Raw genomic sequence first — 18,892 nt, 5'->3', positions numbered from 1 at the left:
GTGCGCAGTGCGCACCGAGTAAAAGGAGAACGCTCATGAAACAGTATGACGCGATCGTAATCGGAGCGGGCGTCGGCGGCCTCGCTTCGGCGCTCTTGTTGGCCGAAAGCGGCAAGCGTGTCGCCCTTTTCGAAAAACGTGTGCAGCCCGGCGGCCGCATCGGTTCGTCGAAGCGCGATGATTTCACCGTCGATTTCGGCGTGCACCTCATCTCGCGCGGCGAGAAGGGACCGCTCATCCAGCTCTTGGATCGCTGCGGCGTCGAGCAGAACATCGAGTTCACCAAAGTGCGTCCCATCCAGTCTACGGGAGGCGAGAAGTTCAAGTTTCCGCAAGACCTCAAAGGCCGCGTTGCCGACGAGGATTTCGAGGCCGTCATCAAGATGGTCACCGACGTGAAAAATATGAGCGATGAGGAGACAAGCGCCTTCGACGGTCAAACGCTCGAAGAATTCCTCAACGCCTACACGACCGATCCGTTCGTGCATGCCTGCGTAAGCCAGATCGGCTTCATCTACTGCTGCATTCCTGAGTACCGCCTGTCCGCAGGCGAATTCGCCCGCTGTCTCAAGTGGGAGGCCGAAGCGCATGCATCGGGGTATCCTTCGGGCGGCTGCGTAGCCATACTCGCTGCCTACATGGGAGGTCTCGAGCAGTACGGCGTCGAGACCTACTTCGGCAAACCGGTCGACAAGGTCATCGTCGAAGGCGGCCGGGCTGTGGGTGTCGAGGCTGACGGCGAATCGTTTTGCGCCGATATGATCGTGTCGAACGCGGGCATCAAGGAAACCGTCATCGATCTTGTGGGACCCGAGCATTTCGAACGGGATTACGTCGATTACGTGTCCGATCTCGAGATCTCGTTCGTTTCTATCATCGCACGCTTCGCGCTCGATACGGTGTTGAGTCCCGAGATCAAGATGCTTTCGGGATTCTCGTCGGTTCCCGTGAAGGAGTACAACGACAAGCTCATGGCAGGCGAGGTTCCCGAGGAGCTCAACTCCTTCATCGTCGTGCCTTCGGCGTTCGATCCGTCGGTGGCGCCTGAGGGCAAGCAGCTCGTCATGATGACCACGGCCGTTCCCGCCGGCATTCCCGACGAGTACTGCCCGGCGATCCTCGAAGCGCTCATCGACATAGCCGAGGAAAGCTTCCCGGGTTTGCGCGAGCATGCCCTGTTCGTCGAGAAGGTGTTCCCGGCCGATGCTGCGCGCATCATGGGCGAAGACGGTGCGGGCATCGGCATCGCCCAGCAGGCAGGGCAGGCGGGCAAAGACCGTCCGTCCATCAAGACGCCGATCGAGGGCCTCTACATCGTCGGTGCGGAAGCGGGCGGAGCGGGTGTGGGAACCGAGCTCGCAGCGAACAGCGCTATTGAATTCTTCGACACGTACGGAGCGTAAACGAGTACTCTTACACGTAAGGGATGGGTGGCAATGGCAAAACATGCAGATATTCCGGCGTTCGGCAACCTTCAGGGAGTCAAGGTTGTCGTATCTGCCGTATCGACAGCGGGTCCGTTCGCGGGCGAACTCTTCGCCGAGCAAGGCGCCGATGTGATCTGGCTCGAGTCGCCTAAGGGCATCGACCCTTTGCGGTGGACCCAGGACGGATGGGGCGTGCAGAACGAGCGGCGTAACATGCGTACGCTCATGCTCGACGTCGTATCTGAAGAGGGCCACGAGGTGTTCTTGAAGCTCATCGAGAGCACTGACATTTTCATCGAGGCATCGCGCGGCGGCCAATGGGAGAAATGGGGTTACTCCGACGAGCTTTTGTGGGAACACAACCCGAAGCTCGTCATCGGCCACATGTCGGGCTACGGCTCGACGGGTGATCCCGCCTACGTGAGCCTTCCCGGCTATGATTTCACGGTGAACGCGTTTTCGGGGCTCATGTACCTGAACGGATACAAAGACGGTCCGCCCTACATGATCCAGAAGTTTGTGACCGACTATTACGCGGGTCTGTTCGCCTACGGATCGGCGCTCGCCGCCTACGTGGGCGCCCTGCGCACGGGCAAGGGAGACAGCTTCGACCTCGCTCAGTTCGAAGCGGCCGTGCGTTGCCAAGGCGGCCTCTTCGGCAAGTGGTTCGAGAAAGGCATACAGGAAGAGCGCGGAGCCGGCGCGCCTCGCGATAACATCTCGGCTGGCGCGGGCTATTACGAATGCAAGGATGGCGAAGGCGTGTACCTCTTCACCGCAGGGCAGGGTCCGACGAAGAAGGCGCTTCAGTTCTTCGGGCTCGAATACGGAAGCGATCTTTTCCCGGAGGGCATTCCGTCGGTCGGCATCAACACCGCGGGAGCTCCGGTGTTCGACGGGGCGATCGAGGCGTACTGCGCCGAGCATACCGCAGCCGAGTTCGCCGACGCCATGGCGAAGATCGGCATCCCGTGCTCGGTCGTCATGAACTACGAGATGATGGAAGCCCATCCGCACTACCTCGCCCGCAACACCTGGGTCGAATGGGATACCGTCGACGGCAAAACGGTCAAGGGTGTCACCTCGGTGCCGCAGTTTAAGAACAACCCCTCCCAAATCTGGCGCGGCTGCCCGTCGCAGGGCATGGACAACGACGACGTGCTCGAGGAGATCGGGTTTGACGCGGAGGATATCGAAGCGCTGTACGAGAAGAAGGTCATCCGCAAGAGCGATTACATCGGCGGGCTGTGATGGTCTCTCTCGTCAGCATACTTGACGAGTCGGCGCGGGCGTACCCCGATAAGGTCGCCCTGCGCTTTGCGGGCAGGTCGTATTCGTATGCAGAGCTGAAGCGCCGGGTTGATGCGCTCGCCGGCGCTTTGGCCTCCTTCGGCGTGTCGAAGGGTGATTGCGTGTCGGTCGTGAGTCCGAACACGAACGCGTCGATCGAAGTGCTGTTCGCCTGCGCGCGCATCGGTGCAGTGTGCGCACGGCTGAACGTGCGGTTTTCGCCGCAGGTGATCTCGACGCTGCTCGAACGCTCTGAGGCTACGGTGGTTTTCGCTTCAGCCGACCAGCTCGATGCGCTCGGGCCGTGGGGGAGAGACGGTGGCCGATCTGCGGTCAAGGTACTCGTGGACGTAGACGGGGGAGAAGCGAAGGAGCGCTTCGGCGCCCTTGCTTACGAAGGGGTGCTTGACTCGGCGAAACCTTATCTCGAGACGTGCGATACCGAACCGGACGATCCGGCGCTGCTGCTCTATACGAGCGGCACGACGGGCATGCCCAAGGGGGTACTTTTGTCCCATGGGGCGCTTATGCACCGTATTGAGACCGATATCGCAGAGATGCGCTTTGCGCACGACGACATCCTTCTGTGCGAGCTTCCGCTGTTTCACGTTACGTTCGTCTCGACGCTCGCGACGCTTGCGGTCGGCGGCGAGCTTGTGATAGCGGAATCCCACAAACCTGCCGATATCGCGTCTGATCTCGTACGATACCGCGCGACGCGCACGGCGCTCGTGCCGTATCTCATGCGGGGTCTCGCCGAACTCGTTGAGCAGAACGGCATGTCGTTCAACGATCTCAAGCTCATCATCTACGGGGGGGAACCGGTGGCACCGGAGCTGCTCATGCGGTGCCAGCGAGCTCTTCCCTGCGGATACCTGCAGGGCTACGGGATGACCGAGACTACGGCGGCGATTACGATGCTCTTGCCCGAGCATCATCTTGATCCGGCGCTTCTCGCTACAGCGGGTACGCCGGTTCGGGGTATGGAGCTCAAAATCGTCGACGAGGACGGACGGGCGCTTCCCGTTGGACAGTGCGGCGAGGTGTTCGTGAAATCGGATACGCTCATGAGCGGGTATTTTCGGGATCCGGAGCGCACAGCCGAGGTCTTCGTCGACGGATGGTACCGAACGGGGGACATCGGGCACTTCGACGAGGACGGGTTCCTCACGCTTGTCGACCGCAAAGACAACATGGTCATCACCGGCGGCGAGAACGTCTATCCGCTCGAAGTCGCGCGGTGCATCGTGCGCATGGACGGCATCGAGGATGCGGTGGTGATGGGGGTTCCCGATGCGCACTGGGGCGAGACGCTTGCGGCGTTTGCGGTTCGCGCACCGGGCTCTGATGTGACGGAGGCCGACATCGCTCAGCGGTGCGCGTGCGAACTCGGCGGCTACAAGAAACCGCGCATCGTCCGATTTGTGGACGGACTTGCGCGCAACGCCTCGGGAAAGATCCCGAAAGAGCAGCTCGAGAAGCTTAAGAACCTCGTATAGGAAAGGATGAACCATGGCGGATTTCGATGCGATAGTCGTGGGAGCCGGATGTGCCGGCTCGGTGGCGGCTTGCGTCTTGGCGCGCGAAGGAAAAAGCGTGCTCATGATAGAGCGGGGCGGCGACGCCGGCTCGAAGAACATGACAGGGGGGCGTATATACACCCACTCGCTCAGGCCGATATTCCCCGATTTCGAAGAGGATGCCCCGCTTGAGCGCAAAGTCATCCGCGAGCGGATCTCGCTTCTCACCGAAGACGAGAATACGACCGTGGAATTCGGCTCTGAGCGCTTGGGTGCACCCGAGGTGAGTTCGTATACCGTGCTGCGCGGGCCGTTCGACCGCTGGCTCGCTGCGAAGGCGGAAGAGGCCGGTGCCGAGTGCATCTTCGGCATCACGGTCGAAGACCTTGTGTGGGAGGGCGAGCGCATCGTCGGCGTGCGGGCGGGCGAAGACGAGATAACCGCCGAAGTGACCATCCTGGCCGACGGCGTGAACTCGCTTCTGTCCGAGAAGGCGAAGCTCGCGAAGCGACCTTCCGCCCATCAGCTCGCCGTGAGCGCGAAAGAGGTCATCGAGCTTCCCGAAGAGACGATCAGCGACCGCTTCCAGACGATGCCGGGCGAAGGGGCCGCGTGGCTTTTCGCGGGTGCGGCTACGCACGGGCACGTGGGCGGCGGGTTTCTCTATACGAACCGCACGTCAATCTCGATCGGGCTCGTAGCGACGCTTTCGGATCTGTGCACTTCATCGACTCCGGTGTACCAGATGCTTGACGATTTTAAAAAGCATCCGATGGTGGCTCCGGTGCTGCGCGGCGGCAAGACGGTTGAGTATTCCGGGCACCTCATTCCCGAGGGCGGCTATGACATGATACCCGAGCTGTATCGCGACGGCTGCCTGCTTACGGGCGATGCCGCCATGCTGTGCATCAACTTAGGATATCAGGTGCGCGGCATGGACTATGCGGTTGCAGCGGGCGAGCTTGCGGCGAAAACGGCCATCGAGGCGCTCGATGCGGGCGACACGTCGGCGGCCAAGCTTGCAGCGTATCGCACGAAGCTCGAGCAGAGCTTCATCCTGAAAGACCTCAAGGCCTATCGGAATTTCCCATCGTTCATGGAGCAGACAACGCGCATTTTCAACGGGTATCCTCAGATGGCCGCCGATATTCTGCGTTCGATGTTTACCGTGGACGGAAGGCCCGTTGAGCCTATGAAGCGCAAGGTGATGGATCCGGTTAAGAACATCGGCTTGATGAACATGTTCAAGGACGTGCGGAAGGGGATGGGTGCCCTATGATCGATGAGATTACCGTCAACGTTGACGAATTGCTTGCCGTCGACAAATTCAACGTCGATGAGACAACGCCCCATATCGTTTTGAAGGACGATCCCGACCCTGCCGAATTCGATAAGCTCATTCTGTGCTGCCCTGCGGGGCTCTACAAGCGCGAGGCCGACGGGCAGACGAGCTTCGACTACGCGGGGTGTCTCGAATGCGGCACGTGCAGGATGCTCTGCGGCTCGACCATCCTTGAGAAATGGGAATATCCGCAGGCAGGCATGGGGGTATCGTACCGCTTCGGCTAAGCTTTTTCCGAATGTCTGCATGCAAGACGGCACCCGGGGCAGCCAAACCCAGGTGCCGTCTCGTTTGTGGGAACTCGCGCGGTATCGACATTCGGCTCGACGAGTGCTCGGGGTGCTATACCCCGGAGTTCCACGAGCGGAGAAACTCCTCGAACTTCTCAGCGGGCATCGGACGTGCATAGAGGTAGCCTTGGCCGATCGCGCAGCCGAGCCCTTTGAGCGCTTTCGCCTGCTCGGCGGTTTCGACGCCTTCGCATACCGTCGCCATGCCGAGGTCGTTCGCCAGATCGATCACGCCTTGGAGGATTCTGATCTCACGCTCGGTCGCCTGCTCCTGCGAAATGAAGCTGCGATCGAGTTTAAGCACGTCGATCGGCAGTTTGTACAATAGGCTCAGCGATGAATATCCGGTGCCGAAATCGTCCATGGCAATGCGGAAGCCAGCGTTCACGAGCGAATCGACGATGCGCACGACGGCGTTCTCATCGACCGAGAAAATCGTCTCGGTCACTTCGATCTCGAGACGTCCGCGGTCGATGCCGAACCGGGCGACCGTGCGGGCGATGCGGTCGGAAAAATCGCGTTGGATGATCGTGCTGCGCGAGAAGTTCACGGCAAACGTGTTCGGCGCGCACCCCGCCTTCTCGTAGGAGGCATACGCTTCGCATGCTCGTTCGAGCATGTAATAGTCGAGATCGACAATCCGCCCGTTCTTCTCGAACAGGGGAATGAAGCTGTCGGGAGACAAAAATCCGAGCGCTTCGGAGTTCCAGCGGCAGAGCGCTTCGGCACCGACGATCCTGTTGGTCTCGAGATCGATCTGCGGTTGGAAGTACACCTTGAACTCGCCGTCCGATAGACTCTGCGCCATATGCTTGACGATGGTGTTGCGACGGTTGACCTCGATTTTGAAGGCGTTGTCGTACCAAGCGACGCCTTTGACGAGCGTCCCCTCCTTGAGCGCGGCCGTCGCATTGCTGATGGCCTCGGCTACCGAAGCGCCCTTTGTTGCTTCGCAAACCCCGAAGCCGTGACGAAGCACGTTGGGAAATGCGGAGCCGATCTGCTCGTCGAGGTGCTTGCGAAGTTCGTCGATGAGATCGCGCATGCGGTTCTTTCGGTTCTTGAGGAGCAAAACGAAGTGGTCGGCGTTCGCGTGGGCGCAGATTTCTCCCGGTTCGCAATGGTCTTCGAGGATCTTTCCCGTTGAAACGATGAACCGATTGCCGGTTTCGTGGCCGTATGATTCGTTCACGAGTCGGAAGTTGAAGATATTGCTGTAGGCGATGAGGTAGCGTTCGTCTTTGGCGTTGTCCAAAACGGCGCGTGCTTCCTCCTCGAACGCCGTCAGATTTTTGCCGTGCGTGAGCAGATCGGTGTGATAGGCCCGCTTTTCTTGGCGCATGCCGTTGCGTTCGAGAAACAAGACGAGCGTGGTGACGGCGAGGATGAGCACGAGACCGATGAAGAACGATGCCGCGAATTCCTGCTCGGCGCGCACTTGAGCGGCGAACACCATATCATCGGCGAGCTCGAAATGCCGCTCGCTCAGCTCGAGCAGGCGCTCGGGTGAACCTGTGCTTTCGCGGAGGGCTGCGATCTCGTCGAGCATAAGGTGCCACTGGTTTCGCGTGGCATGCACTTTATTGAGAAAGTCGAGCGTTGCGGGGCTTTTGATGAAGCGGCCTTCTTCGTTCGCCTCGATCTTTTCAAGCAGCGACTCGACGCGCTCGATTGTCTCATCGGCCCGCTCACCTGCGAGTTCCATTTTAGCCACGCGCTGCGTGCCGCCCCTTACTACGCCCGAATCGTTGATGATGCCCGCGTAGCTTTGCATTTGGAAGAAGAGAAGCAGAAGAAGCATGGCTCCCAGAAACCAGGCGGCGATGACGAACAGGTTTCTCCGTTTCACGTGCTTCCTCCGACGAATGAACTTATACCCCTTGCTCAGTATAAAGTACCGATCCGCATATATGACCCACAGAGTTTCCAAATGAAGGTATTGGTTGAAGCTTTTTCAACAGAAGGGGAACAGGGCTTGCGCGGGATCTTCTCGGTGGTATAATTCCTGAGAATTAAAACTGACTAGTCAGTCAAAAAGGAGCAAAGCATGCTGACGCAACCGTACATTGAGGCACACGGCCTCGAACTCAAAACGCTTGCAGGCTACGCATACCAAGGCGTCGACCTCGAAGTGCGACGCGGCGAGCTCGCGTGCGTGCGCGGTCGCAACGGAAGCGGCAAGACGGCGCTTCTCCTAACGCTCGCGGGTCGCATGAAGCCGACGGGCGGAGCGCTCACGGTCGGCGGTATCGAGCTGCCGCGCCACCGGTCGAAGGTTGCACGAAAGGTGGGCCTCGGAATCTTTGCAGGGTTGAACGATTTGCAGGACAGCCTGACGGCCGCCTATGCGGTCGAGGCCGAATTCGAGCTGTTCGGGCGCAAGCCTAGACGAGAGGAAATCGCGGCGTATCTGCGCGCTTGGGACATCGGCGACGTTTCCGACGTGCGCATCAAGGATCTGACGGCGGAAAAGAGCACGCAGCTCGGAATAGCGCTCGCGTTCGTCGGCGAGCCGGAGGCGGTCGTGATTGACGATGTCGAAGACCAGCTCACGATGTCCCAATCAGAGGGGCTCATGAAGCTTTTGCGCCGTTCCGCGAAAGAACAGGATGCGGCCGTTGTGGTGGGCGTTGTCGAACGGGAGCTTGCGGACATGGCCGATACAGCGATCTACCTTGCGAAAGAAGGCGAGTAATCATGGCATTCAAAGGCTTGCGCTTTGCGGGGCTCGAATGGAAGAACGTCACGGCATCCAAAGTGATGTGGGTGGTGATCGCGGCTATCGCCATCATGCCGCTTCTGTACGGAGCCCTGTATCTGGCGGCATTTCAGGATCCGTACGCGCGTCTTAACACCGTGCCCGTTGCCGTGGTGAACGAAGATGCGGGCGCAGTGATCGCAGGGGAGAGCCGCACGCTCGGAAACGACGTGGTCGACGAGCTCAAGAAAACCGACGATGGCCTGCAATGGAATTTCGTTTCGGCCGAAGAAGCCGAGCGCGGACTCGAGGACGGCACGTATTTCATGGTGTGCACGATTCCATCTGATTTCTCTGCGAGCGTTGCGTCGGTGGACGGTGATGCTCCGCGTCGCGCGCAGCTCAAGGTTCAGTACAATCAGAGCGAGAACATGCTCGCATCGCAGATCGGCGAGACGGTATGGAAGGAAGTGCGCACGCGGGTGAGCGACACTATCGCCACCGAGTACTGGACCACGGTGCTCGACCGTGTGGCCGATTCGGGCAAGGATATCCAGACGGCGGCCGAGGGTGCCGGCACGCTTGAAGACGGCCTCGTTACCGCACAGGACGGCAGCCGTACTATTACGGTGAACCTCGGCACGCTCAAAGACGGAGCGCTCGCGCTCGACAGCGGTCTTGTTGCGCTCGCGAACGGGGCGAGCGCCCTCGAGAACGGAACCCAGTCGCTCGTGTCGGGTGCAAGCGAACTTTCGTCGGGAACCTCGCGTCTTGCGAGCGGAGCCGATTCTGTTTCTGCGGGGGCATCGAAACTCAAGGGCGACGGCACGAGCGCCGTAGCTGCGGGCGCACGCGAACTCGCGCAGCAGACTGCAGGCCTTCCCGCGCAAACAACCCAACTGAACGACGGGGTGCAGCAGGTCGTCGGCAGCATGAATGCGCTTGCGGGCTCCATCGGCGCCGACGACTCGCAATCGCAAAGCGAGCTCATCGGCGGGGTGAACCTCGTGTCGGGCGGGCTTTCCCAGGTGTCCTCGGGTGCTTCGGCGCTGGCGTCGGGGCTGGAGGAAGCTTCGGCGGGGGTCGCGCAGGTGGGCGGCGGCATCAGGAAGGTTAATGAAGCGGCGAACGCCGGGCTTACGGCGATGGCGAGCGCTTCCACCGATGCCGAAAAGGCAGCGATAGCGACGCAGTATTTGAACGGCATTGCGGGTTCAACGGATTCCTCGTCCGACCTAGCCGTGGGCACGGCCAAGCTGCAGCAGAAGCTGACGAGCACCGATCCCGCGAACCCCGGAGCGATCGCCGCGGCGCAATCCATTGCTCAGCAGACGGGCAGCGGCTCGCAGCTTGCAGGCGGACTCGCCGGCATCAAGAGCGGGTTGTCTGCCGCGCGCAACCAGATCGAGGCGAGCCAGCCCGAGCTCACCGCGCTTACCGACGGCACTGCTTCGCTTGCGGCCGCTGCTCCGTCGCTCGTAGACGGCATCGGCAAGCTCGATGCGGGCGCAGGCGAGGTCGACCGCAACATGGGCGCGCTCGTATCCGGCGCATCGGAGGTTGCCGTAGGTGCGGATCAGGTGAACGATGGGGCTTCTTTGGCGGTTGCTGGGGCCAACCAGCTCAACGCGGGCGCCTCGCAGCTTTCGGCTGGTGCGGGCACTGCCAAGGACGGATCGGCCCAGATAGCCGACGGCGCCTCGCAGCTCGAAGAAGGCTCTTCTACGCTGACCGACGGTTTGTCCGATGCGGTAGACGGTTCAGGCGAGCTTTCCGAGAAGCTTGCCGAAGGCGCGAAGACCGCAGCCGAGCAGGCGACGAACATCAGCGCTAAGGCCGATGCGATGGCGGATCCCGTCGAGTTGGCGAACGAGTACTACACGACCGTGAAGAACTACGGCACGGGGTTCGCCCCGTACTTCATGGCGCTCGGCCTCTGGGTCGGCGGTCTGGTTGCCGGGTTCGTGTTCAAACCGCTCAATTCGCGCCTCATCCTTTCGGGTGGCAACCCCGTCATGGTGGCATTCGCGAACTTCATGCCGATGGCGATATTCGCTCTCATCCAGGCGACGCTTCTTATGGTCGTGCTCCAGTTCGGGTTGCAGCTGCAGATCGACAACGTTCCCGCGTTCTATGCGATGGGCTACTTGACCGCGATCGTGTTCGCCGCGATCATGCAGTTTCTCATGGCCGCGTTCGGGTTCCCCGGCAAGTTCGTCGCCATCATCCTGCTTATGCTGCAGCTGACGGCGTGCGCGGGTACGTTCCCCATACAGACGACGCCCCCGTTCTTCCAGGCCATCAACCCGTTCATGCCCATGACCTACGTGGTCGAAGCCATGCGGCAGATCATGACCGGACTCGACTATTCGGTTGTCGCCTTCGACTGCTTCGTGCTCTTCGCCATCGGCGCCGTGTGCTTTGCGCTCACGAGCGTGGTAGCATATCGGAAGCGCACCGTACGCATGGATGATCTACATCCGGTTCTCCAGCTCGGATAGGTGCGCACCATCAGTTAGGACGGATCATGGCTCTAAGAAAAGCATCCGCTTCAGCCCAGGGCGAAAAGGGCAGCAAGGCGCGGGCGACGCGCGCCTTGCTGCTCGACGCAGCGGTGAAAGTGATCGGTCGCAAGGGCTACACCGGCGCTACCGTCGACGAGATCGTCGAGGAAGCAGGTGTGTCGAAGGGGCTTGCGTACTACCATTTCAAAAGCAAGGCCGAGATCGCCGAGAGCATACTCGATGACGGTATCGGCGAACTTGCCGACGAATTCGTCGAGATAGCGGCGCATGCGGAAAACGGTCCTGCGGCGCTCGTCGGCATGATCGAGCGCTTCGCCGTGAAGATATTCGAGAACAAGGAATTCGGGCGCTTCTTCGTGTCCGAGCTCTGGCGCGAGGGCCGCGTCTGGTCGAGCGGCATGCGCGAGAACGAGGAACGGCTGCTCGGCCTCATCCGCGCTCAGCTGCAGCGGGCGAAGGACGAGGGTTTGATCCGGCCAAAGATAGATGTCGATTTCGAGGCGGTCGCGCTCGTGGGGATGGTGCTCACGACTTCGCTCTACTACATCGATGAGAAAGCGGCGGTAAGCAAAGAGACATTCATCGCCAACATCATCGACTTCGTCCGCCACGCCAACGTGCAAAACGCCTGAGAGGAACACAGAGAACACAGAGGGAACACAGAGGGACGGTTCTTCTGTGTTGCAAATCAAGGCAGCGCGAAGGGGGCAGCACAAAGGCGCGGTTCTTTTGTGTTGCAAATCGGAAATGCGCCTGCTATCTTCTTCCCATGACGAGAACAGCTCGACAACAAAGCAGTGCAGGCTGCTACCACGTAATGCTGCGTGGGGTCAATCGGCAAACGATCTTCGAAGAGGATGCCGATTACGAGCAGTTTCTTCAGATCTTGCGTGCTTGTAAAACGACCAGCGGATTTTACCTGCTGGGGTACGCCCTTCTGGGCAACCATGTTCACCTGCTTATCGTAGTCGAGCAAGAGCCGCTCAGTACCGTCATGAGGCGGATAGCAACCCGATACGCCATCTATTTCAACAAGAAATACGAGCGGAGCGGGCACCTGTTTCAGGACAGGTACAAAAGCGAACCGGTCAACGACGATCGCCAGTTGCTGAGCGTTTTGCGCTACATCCTCCAAAACCCTCAAAAGGCGGGATTGGAAAAGGAGTTGGGGTGCTATCGGTGGAGCAGCTACGGAGACTACATGCGGACGGGCGATGGTCCGTATTTGACCGATACTGCGAGGATTCTTTCCATGCTCTCGTCAAACGAGGCGGAACAGCCGGCGCTGCTTAAGGAATTCGTAAAAGTAAGCGATGAGACGGCTCACCTGGATGACGAGGGGATAAAGCGCCCTTCCGACCGAACATGCAAGGAGATGCTTAAGCGTTCTTGCGGAGTCGACACCGCTACAGAAATTCAATTGCTTCCGGAAGAGAAACGTGACGATGCTATTCGCCTGCTCAAGGCGGAAGGTGCGTCAATTCGTCAGATAGTACGGCTTACGGGGGTATCTTTTGGCGTGGTGAGAACGCGATAGACTTTCGAAGCGGAGGGAGGACACAAAAGGACCGTCCCTTTGTGTCCCTTTGTGTTCCGTGCTCTCGTCAACGGGGCGTTAACGCGGTTTTGTTGATTGAGCGGGGCATCTTTTTTTCATGCGGCGCTGCGCTACAATACTCGGCATTGAATCGGGCGCTTCGAGCCCTGCTCAGGCAGCAAGCGTCTGCGAAATGGACGAAGGAGTCAGCCTATGTGCGGAATTGTCGGCTATACGGGTACCGAGCCCGTCAAGGATATCCTCATCGAGGGCTTGAAGCGCCTCGAATACCGCGGCTACGATTCGGCCGGCATCGCGGTCGAGAGCGAGAACGGACTCGACGTCGTGCATTGCGTGGGCAAGGTCGAGGGGCTTGCCGAGAAGGTTGCCGAAAGGGATATGCCGGGCACCTGCGGCATCGGACACACCCGTTGGGCCACGCACGGCCGCCCGAGCGAGGAAAACGCCCATCCGCACACCTCCTGCGACGGGCGCATCGCGGTCGTTCACAACGGCATCATCGAGAACTTCGCCGAACTGCGTGAATCGCTCATAGCCCAAGGCCACGTGTTCACGAGCGATACCGACACCGAAGTGCTTGCGCATCTGATCGAGGATTCCTACGAAGGCGATCTGCTCCATGCCGTCCACGCCGCTGCTCAGCGGGTGATCGGCGCGTACGGCCTTGCTGCCGTCGCCGCAGACGAGCCGGGCACGATCGTGGCCACGCGCAAGGATTCGCCGATCGTCATCGGCAGGGGGAAGAGCGGCTCCTACGTTGCCTCCGACATCATCGCGCTCATCGATGCGACGCGCGACGTCGTCATCCTCGGCGACCATCAGTTCGCCAAGCTCACGCCCGATTCCATCGAATACTTTAAAGAGCCCGGCGAGCGTTTCGAGCCGGAAATAACCCATATCGATTGGGACGTCGATCTCGCCGAGAAGGGCGGCTACCCCGATTTCATGATGAAGGAGATCCACGAGCAGCCCCGCGTTGTGCGCGATACGCTCGCCGGGCGTCTGACGGGCGGCGCGCTTACGATCGACGAGCTCGATTTGAGCCACGACGAGCTCAATCTGATCGACCGCATCTACGTGATCGCCTGCGGGACGAGCTACCATGCGGGGCTCGTTGCCAAACAGCTCATCGAGGGCTGGGCGCGCATTCCCACCGAGGTCGAGGTTGCAAGCGAATTCCGCTACCGCAACCCCATCATCACGCCTACCACGCTCGTAGTCGCCGTATCCCAATCGGGAGAGACGGCCGATACCCTCGCTGCCATTCGCGATGCGCGCGTGCGGGGTGCGAAGGTGTTCGGCATCACGAACGTCGTGGGAAGCCCCGTCGCCCGCGAGAGCGACGGCGTAATCTACACGAAGGCGAACAAGGAAATCGCCGTGGCTTCCACGAAGTCGTTCCTCGGCCAGGTGGTGAGCCTGACGCTTCTGGCTATGCTGCTTGCGCAGGCCAAGGGCAAGCTCACAACGAGCCAGGTGAAACTTCTGTTCAAGGAGCTCGCCGACACCGCTGAGCAGATCGAGATCATCTTGTCGGACACCTCCGCCATCGATGAAGCGGCGCTTGCGTGCAAGGATGCGTGCTCGTCGCTGTTCATCGGTCGCGGGTTCGGTGCTGCTATCTGCGCCGAGGGCGCCTTGAAGCTCAAGGAGATCAGCTACCTGCATGCCGAATCGTATCCTGCGGGCGAGATGAAGCACGGCCCGATCGCGCTTATCGATGACGGTTTCCCGGTGGTTGCCGTAGCTACGCAGAGCCCCACATATGAAAAGACGCTCTCGAACCTGCAGGAGAGTCGTGCGCGCGGTGCGATGATCGTAGCCGTTGCAACCGAGGGCGATGCCGATATCAAGAACTACGCCGACTACGTCATCTACATCCCCAAGGTGCGCGATTGCTTCTCGCCGATCACGGCGAGCGTGCCGTTGCAGCTGTTCGCCCGTTCCATTGCGGTGGCCCGCGGCTGCGACGTCGATCAGCCGCGCAACCTCGCAAAATCCGTAACGGTCGAATAGGGAAGCGCATGACCGAAACCCAAGAGCAAACGACACCGGGCTCGCAGGGCGAAGCCACCGAGGAGCGCCGCATGCGCACCCTTGAAGAGGTGGGTCTCGGCGTCGATATCGTTGAGATCGAGCGCATGCGGGCCATCATTGCCCGAACCCCGAGTTTCAGGAAGAAAGTGTTTTCTGAAGACGAGCAGGCCTACTGCGATTCCAAGGGCATGCCCGAAATTCATTACGCAACGCGTTTTGCGGCCAAGGAGGCGGTGCTCAAGGCGCTCGGCACCGGATTTTCCGAAGGTATCGGAGTGCGTGACGTCGAGGTCGTGCGCAACGCGAAGGGCAAGCCGACGGTAGTGCTGCACAGGCGCGCCAAAGAGGTCGCTGCCGAAATGGGCGTGGTCGAACTGCCGCTTTCGCTCTCCTACACCCATACCGAAGCCGTGGCCTGCGCCATGGCGATCACCGCTGATTCGGTGAAGGCTGCCGAAAAGCGCATCGATCCGATGGAGGAGCTGGCAAAGCAGTTCAAAGAAGCCCGCGCCCTGCTCGACGAAATGGATGTAAAGCCTCAAGCGGCGGAAGGTCCAGCCGGCAAAACGGAAGCTCCCGACGATGACTGCCGCATACGATAACGAAACGCTTCGCGGGCTCTTGCCGTTTCCGAAGCGCGATGCGAACAAGTACTCGCGCGGGCATCTCGTGCTCGTGGCGGGCAGTGCAACCTATCCCGGAGCCGCGTGCCTTGCGAGTATGGCGGGGCAGTGCATGGGTGCAGGCTACACCGAGGTTGCCACCGATCCTTCGGCGGCTCCGCTCGCGCGTGCGTTGCGCCCCTCGCTCGTAGTCACGGATGACGAAGCATGGCTTTCGCGCGAACCGCTCGTATCATCGGCGCATCATCCGAGCGCATGCGTGGTGGGTCCGGGTTTCGATCCCGATGACGAGCGATCGCAATGCCTCTTGTTCCATACGCTCGAAACCGCCGATGCGCCCGTGCTCGTCGACGGGGGAGCGCTTACGGCGCTCGCGACCGATGAGGGCCGCAAACGATGTGCAAAACGGCTCGCCGCCAAAAGGCCGACGGTCATCACGCCCCACGGAGGCGAAGCGGCGCGTCTGGCCAAGCCGCTCGGGCTTCCAACCGATGACGCGCCTGCGCTTGCCAATGCGCTTGCCCTCGCGTACGGCGTAACCGTTGCGCTGAAGGGGCCGGTCACCTGGATTTCAGACGGCGAGAAGGAGGTGTGCATGGACGAGGGCACATCGGCGCTCGCTAAGGCGGGAACGGGCGATGTGCTCGCGGGCATGATCGGATCGCTTCTGGCCCAGGGGCTCGACCCGGTAGACGCTTGCCTGCTCGCCGCGACGCTCCATGCTCGCGCCGCACGCATCGCCGCCGACGAGCTTACGGCGATCTGCGTTATTGCCGAAGACGTCATCGATTATCTGCCCCATGCGATCAAGGATATGGTTGCAACAGAGGCAAAGGCGCACGTTTCTCGCTGAGCCAGCAATCGGTTGGCGCCACGACAGCTCGATGGGGAGGCAAGGGCCCACGTTTCTCGTTGAGCCAGCAACGGACGCGGGGTTAATCGCGACGGTTGTGCGGGTTGCGTCCGCTGTTTGCTGTGAACCGACATGGTGCCGAACGCTTTATTGATAATGCTTTTCTGCGCGAAAACGGCCTCGAAGTGGTTGCGAAGGCCCGCTTTGCGAAATGCTGCGAGGTTCTTGAGGTTATTCAATCCATTGCCTTCCAGCGAAGCGCCAGGTGGAGGTTTTCTTGAGGTAACTTTTGTGTCCTAAGAAGGTCGTTTGGGCGTGTTCGCACGTCGCAAAGCGAGGGTTCGCAGCCATTTCGAGGCCGTTTTCCGACAAAACCTTCGGTTCGGTTCGAGCGCAGGTTCCGTTACCGTGAGTCGTGCCGTGGTTTGACCGCAGGTTTCGTTACCGCGGGTCGTGCCGTGATTCGAGCGCAGGTGCCGCCACGGTGAGTCATGCTGTGCTTCGAGCACGGGTGTCCCCTGTTGGGAGCCGCATCGTTCGCGAGCAATTTCGTCATCGTTTTCACGGTGGTAGCGCAAACGTAACCGTTGTTTCACGAAACCCGCTTTTCCGCAGACGAGCGTCCCGCCGCAGTACAATTGTCCCATTCAAAGGCAGATCGGGCGCTTGCTTTGGGCGGCCACACAGGAAACGAAGGAGCTTGGGTTATGGAGACGACGAAAAAGCGCGATTGGGGATTGGTTATTGCGGGCATATTGCTCGTGCTGTGCGGGGTGTTCTTCGTCTTCGCGCCGGGATTGACGCTCATCACGATGACGGCGTTCGCGGGCGCTGCGTTCCTCGTATCGGGTGTATTCGACATTATTTCCTACATCAGGTTCAGGAAGGTTGCGAACATGTCGGGTTGGGCGCTCGCCTATGCTATCCTCGATATCATCGTGGGCCTCATGTTCTTGCTTCATCCGCTTGCGCTTGCGGCCGTCATCCCCTGGGTCATCGGACTCTTTTTCATCATATTCGGCGTGTTCGAGATTGTGGGATCGTTTAGAATTAAGAAAACGGGTTCGGGTCTTTGGGGTTGGATGCTGTTCTCCGGTATCGTCGGTGCTTTGTGCGGCGTGCTGTTCTTCGTGTTCCCTGCGAGCTTCGTCATCTATATGGCGGTGTTCGTGATCATGCGCGGCGTATCGCTGGCGATCTACGGGGGTTCGACGCGCGCGATGGCGTAGCACAAGCAATCGGCGATGCTTCAGGAGCGTCTTTGGGGCGTCGAAGGGCTGAACCCACGATCGGGCTGTCGGCATCTTCGGGAGGATCATGGCTGAAAACGTACTCAGGCAGACGGTGGGCGACATGCGCGAAGTCGCCCTTACCTGCTGGCCTTTATGGCTCGGGTTCGCGTTTATGTGGCCCGTTCGCTATATGCCGCGTACAAGCGTGTTTTTCGAACTGTACCATCAATTCGGGGTCTACCAGCTGCTCGGATCGGCTCTGGTGCTGCTAGCCGCGCTGCTTCTGTATCGAAGGATCGTGAGCTTGCGAAAGCGAAAGACCCTCGCGGGCATCGCATTTGCCATCGGGCTCGGTGCCTCGATAGGCTTTGTGCTCATCGGAAGCTTCGACGGGGGAGCGGCGGCTTTGGGGGGATATTTCCTCATCGGCTGCGCGAACGCCGGATTTCTGCTTTTGTGGTTCTCGGCCTTTTTCGGCATGAGGGCTTCCCAGGTTATGGTTAGCCTCGCGCTTGCCGCGCTCGCTCTTTCGGTCATCGACGGTCTCATCCTGCTGCTTCCGGATCGGCTTATCGCATCGCTCATGGTGCTCGTTCCGCTTGCTTCGCCCGCTCTCTTCACCGTGTGGGTAATGCGGCGCGGACTGGAAACGCCTCGCGAGGAAGCGGGCTCTCCTGCGATGGACGTTGCGGGGTATCGGCTGCTTGCCGTTGTCATGGGCTGCGCGTTCGGACTCATGAGCGGGCTTTCCGTCCAGCATCCCTCGCGCACGAACGACTACTTCCTCGTTGCGACATTGCTCATCCTGTTCGTCGCGCTCGCCGTTTCGGCACCGCTTGTCGAACGGAGAGGCTTTCGTTCGGCGCTTACGCGCTTCGCCCTGCCCATCGTAGCGGCTGCGTATCTGCTGCTTCCGTTCGCCTCTTTGCCCGCTTCGGTTACAAACGCGCTGAGCATCACGGGCTTCTTCTACTTCTATTACGCCATGATCGCGTATTTCGCAGCAAAACGCGCAGGGGAAAATTCGACCCTGCGCTCGTTTTCGCTGTTCTACTTTCTGCTTGCCGCATCGGAGTTCGTCTCGTCGTTCGCCATCGGACGGGTTCCGATCGACGAGATTCCAAGCAGCATGCTCTTCACCATCGCGCTTGTGGCGGTATACGTGTTCTTCCTCGTGTCGAGCGGCTTTCAGAGAAGAACGCCTGTGTCCGTTGACGTGCCGAGCGGCGAGCGGGCCTTTCGCATAGCGCTCGAAGAGGCGGTAGCGAAACTCGATCTTACCGAACGGGAGCGGGAAATACTCGTGCTCATCGCGAGCGGTAAGCAGCGAAGAGCTATTGCCCAAGAGCTCTACATCAGCGAGGATACCGTGAAAACCCACACGCGAAACATCTATCGCAAACTCGGCGTCCACTCCCGAAGCGATATAGAATCCCTGTTGAGAGACTTGTAACCCTTTTTGGCGTAGAGGTGCTCGGCGTTAATCACCCCCGTCTG

The 18,892-nt window shown here is 60.2% G+C and carries 15 protein-coding genes; 14 read left to right on the top strand and 1 reads right to left on the bottom strand.

Features of this window, described 5'->3' with window-relative positions; genetic code table 11:
* Positions 1 to 35: 35 nt before the first annotated feature.
* The 5 genes from FJE54_RS15410 to FJE54_RS15390 are packed head-to-tail and all read left to right on the top strand — an operon-like array spanning position 36 to position 5,806.
* On the top strand, positions 36 to 1,403 hold the full coding sequence (locus FJE54_RS15410) for a phytoene desaturase family protein (RefSeq protein WP_180326773.1): 1,368 nt from the start codon (positions 36 to 38) through the stop codon (positions 1,401 to 1,403).
* A 33-nt stretch (positions 1,404 to 1,436) separates the two neighbouring features.
* On the top strand, positions 1,437 to 2,678 hold the full coding sequence (locus FJE54_RS15405; RefSeq protein WP_139653665.1) for a CoA transferase: 1,242 nt from the start codon (positions 1,437 to 1,439) through the stop codon (positions 2,676 to 2,678).
* On the top strand, positions 2,678 to 4,216 hold the full coding sequence (locus FJE54_RS15400; RefSeq protein ID WP_139653664.1) for a class I adenylate-forming enzyme family protein: 1,539 nt from the start codon (positions 2,678 to 2,680) through the stop codon (positions 4,214 to 4,216). Before FJE54_RS15405 ends, FJE54_RS15400 begins: the two co-directional genes overlap by 1 nt.
* 13 nt (positions 4,217 to 4,229) lie before the next feature.
* On the top strand, positions 4,230 to 5,516 hold the full coding sequence (locus FJE54_RS15395) for an FAD-dependent oxidoreductase (RefSeq protein ID WP_139653663.1): 1,287 nt from the start codon (positions 4,230 to 4,232) through the stop codon (positions 5,514 to 5,516).
* Positions 5,513 to 5,806, top strand: coding sequence for a ferredoxin family protein (locus FJE54_RS15390; RefSeq protein WP_139653662.1), 294 nt, complete (start codon positions 5,513 to 5,515; stop codon positions 5,804 to 5,806). Before FJE54_RS15395 ends, FJE54_RS15390 begins: the two co-directional genes overlap by 4 nt.
* A 115-nt stretch (positions 5,807 to 5,921) precedes the next feature.
* Here the strand turns inward: FJE54_RS15390 and FJE54_RS15385 are convergent, their stop codons facing one another.
* Positions 5,922 to 7,718, bottom strand: coding sequence for a putative bifunctional diguanylate cyclase/phosphodiesterase (locus FJE54_RS15385; RefSeq protein WP_139653661.1), 1,797 nt, complete (start codon positions 7,716 to 7,718; stop codon positions 5,922 to 5,924).
* Positions 7,719 to 7,916: 198 nt separating this feature from the next.
* Between FJE54_RS15385 and FJE54_RS15380 the strand changes: the two genes are divergently transcribed.
* From FJE54_RS15380 to FJE54_RS15340, 9 genes are all read left to right on the top strand, one after another.
* Positions 7,917 to 8,564, top strand: a complete 648-nt coding sequence (locus FJE54_RS15380) for an ATP-binding cassette domain-containing protein (protein WP_139653660.1) — start codon at positions 7,917 to 7,919, stop codon at positions 8,562 to 8,564.
* A 2-nt stretch (positions 8,565 to 8,566) separates the two neighbouring features.
* Positions 8,567 to 11,068 (top strand): YhgE/Pip domain-containing protein, encoded by a 2,502-nt coding sequence (locus FJE54_RS15375; RefSeq protein WP_139653659.1) that lies wholly within the window; start codon positions 8,567 to 8,569, stop codon positions 11,066 to 11,068.
* 26 nt (positions 11,069 to 11,094) lie between these two features.
* The gene (locus FJE54_RS15370) at positions 11,095 to 11,724 is read left to right on the top strand and encodes a TetR/AcrR family transcriptional regulator (protein WP_139653658.1); all 630 of its coding nucleotides are present in this window, start codon (positions 11,095 to 11,097) and stop codon (positions 11,722 to 11,724) included.
* 137 nt (positions 11,725 to 11,861) lie between these two features.
* Complete coding sequence (locus tag FJE54_RS15365; protein ID WP_139653657.1) at positions 11,862 to 12,629, top strand: transposase; 768 nt, start codon at positions 11,862 to 11,864, stop codon at positions 12,627 to 12,629.
* A 213-nt stretch (positions 12,630 to 12,842) separates the two neighbouring features.
* Complete coding sequence (glmS, locus tag FJE54_RS15360) at positions 12,843 to 14,666, top strand: glutamine--fructose-6-phosphate transaminase (isomerizing) (protein ID WP_139653656.1); 1,824 nt, start codon at positions 12,843 to 12,845, stop codon at positions 14,664 to 14,666.
* A gap of 8 nt (positions 14,667 to 14,674) precedes the next feature.
* Entirely contained in the window at positions 14,675 to 15,289 is a 615-nt protein-coding gene (gene acpS / locus FJE54_RS15355; protein WP_255467462.1) for a holo-ACP synthase, read from the top strand.
* Positions 15,270 to 16,163 (top strand): NAD(P)H-hydrate dehydratase, encoded by an 894-nt coding sequence (locus tag FJE54_RS15350; protein ID WP_139653655.1) that lies wholly within the window; start codon positions 15,270 to 15,272, stop codon positions 16,161 to 16,163. The genes acpS and FJE54_RS15350 overlap by 20 nt, the downstream gene beginning before the upstream one ends.
* A gap of 707 nt (positions 16,164 to 16,870) precedes the next feature.
* Positions 16,871 to 17,392 carry an HdeD family acid-resistance protein gene (locus FJE54_RS15345; RefSeq protein ID WP_139653654.1) on the top strand — a complete coding sequence of 174 codons (522 nt, stop codon included), beginning with the start codon at positions 16,871 to 16,873 and terminating at the stop codon, positions 17,390 to 17,392.
* Positions 17,393 to 17,480: 88 nt separating this feature from the next.
* Positions 17,481 to 18,848, top strand: a complete 1,368-nt coding sequence (locus tag FJE54_RS15340; RefSeq protein ID WP_139653653.1) for a response regulator transcription factor — start codon at positions 17,481 to 17,483, stop codon at positions 18,846 to 18,848.
* Positions 18,849 to 18,892: the final 44 nt, after the last annotated feature.

Origin of the sequence: Raoultibacter phocaeensis, assembly GCF_901411515.1 — a bacterium.
Taxonomy (GTDB): domain Bacteria; phylum Actinomycetota; class Coriobacteriia; order Coriobacteriales; family Eggerthellaceae; genus Raoultibacter; species Raoultibacter phocaeensis.
Note: the sequence above shows the minus strand (reverse complement) of the source record. Positions and strands in the feature narration are given on the sequence as shown.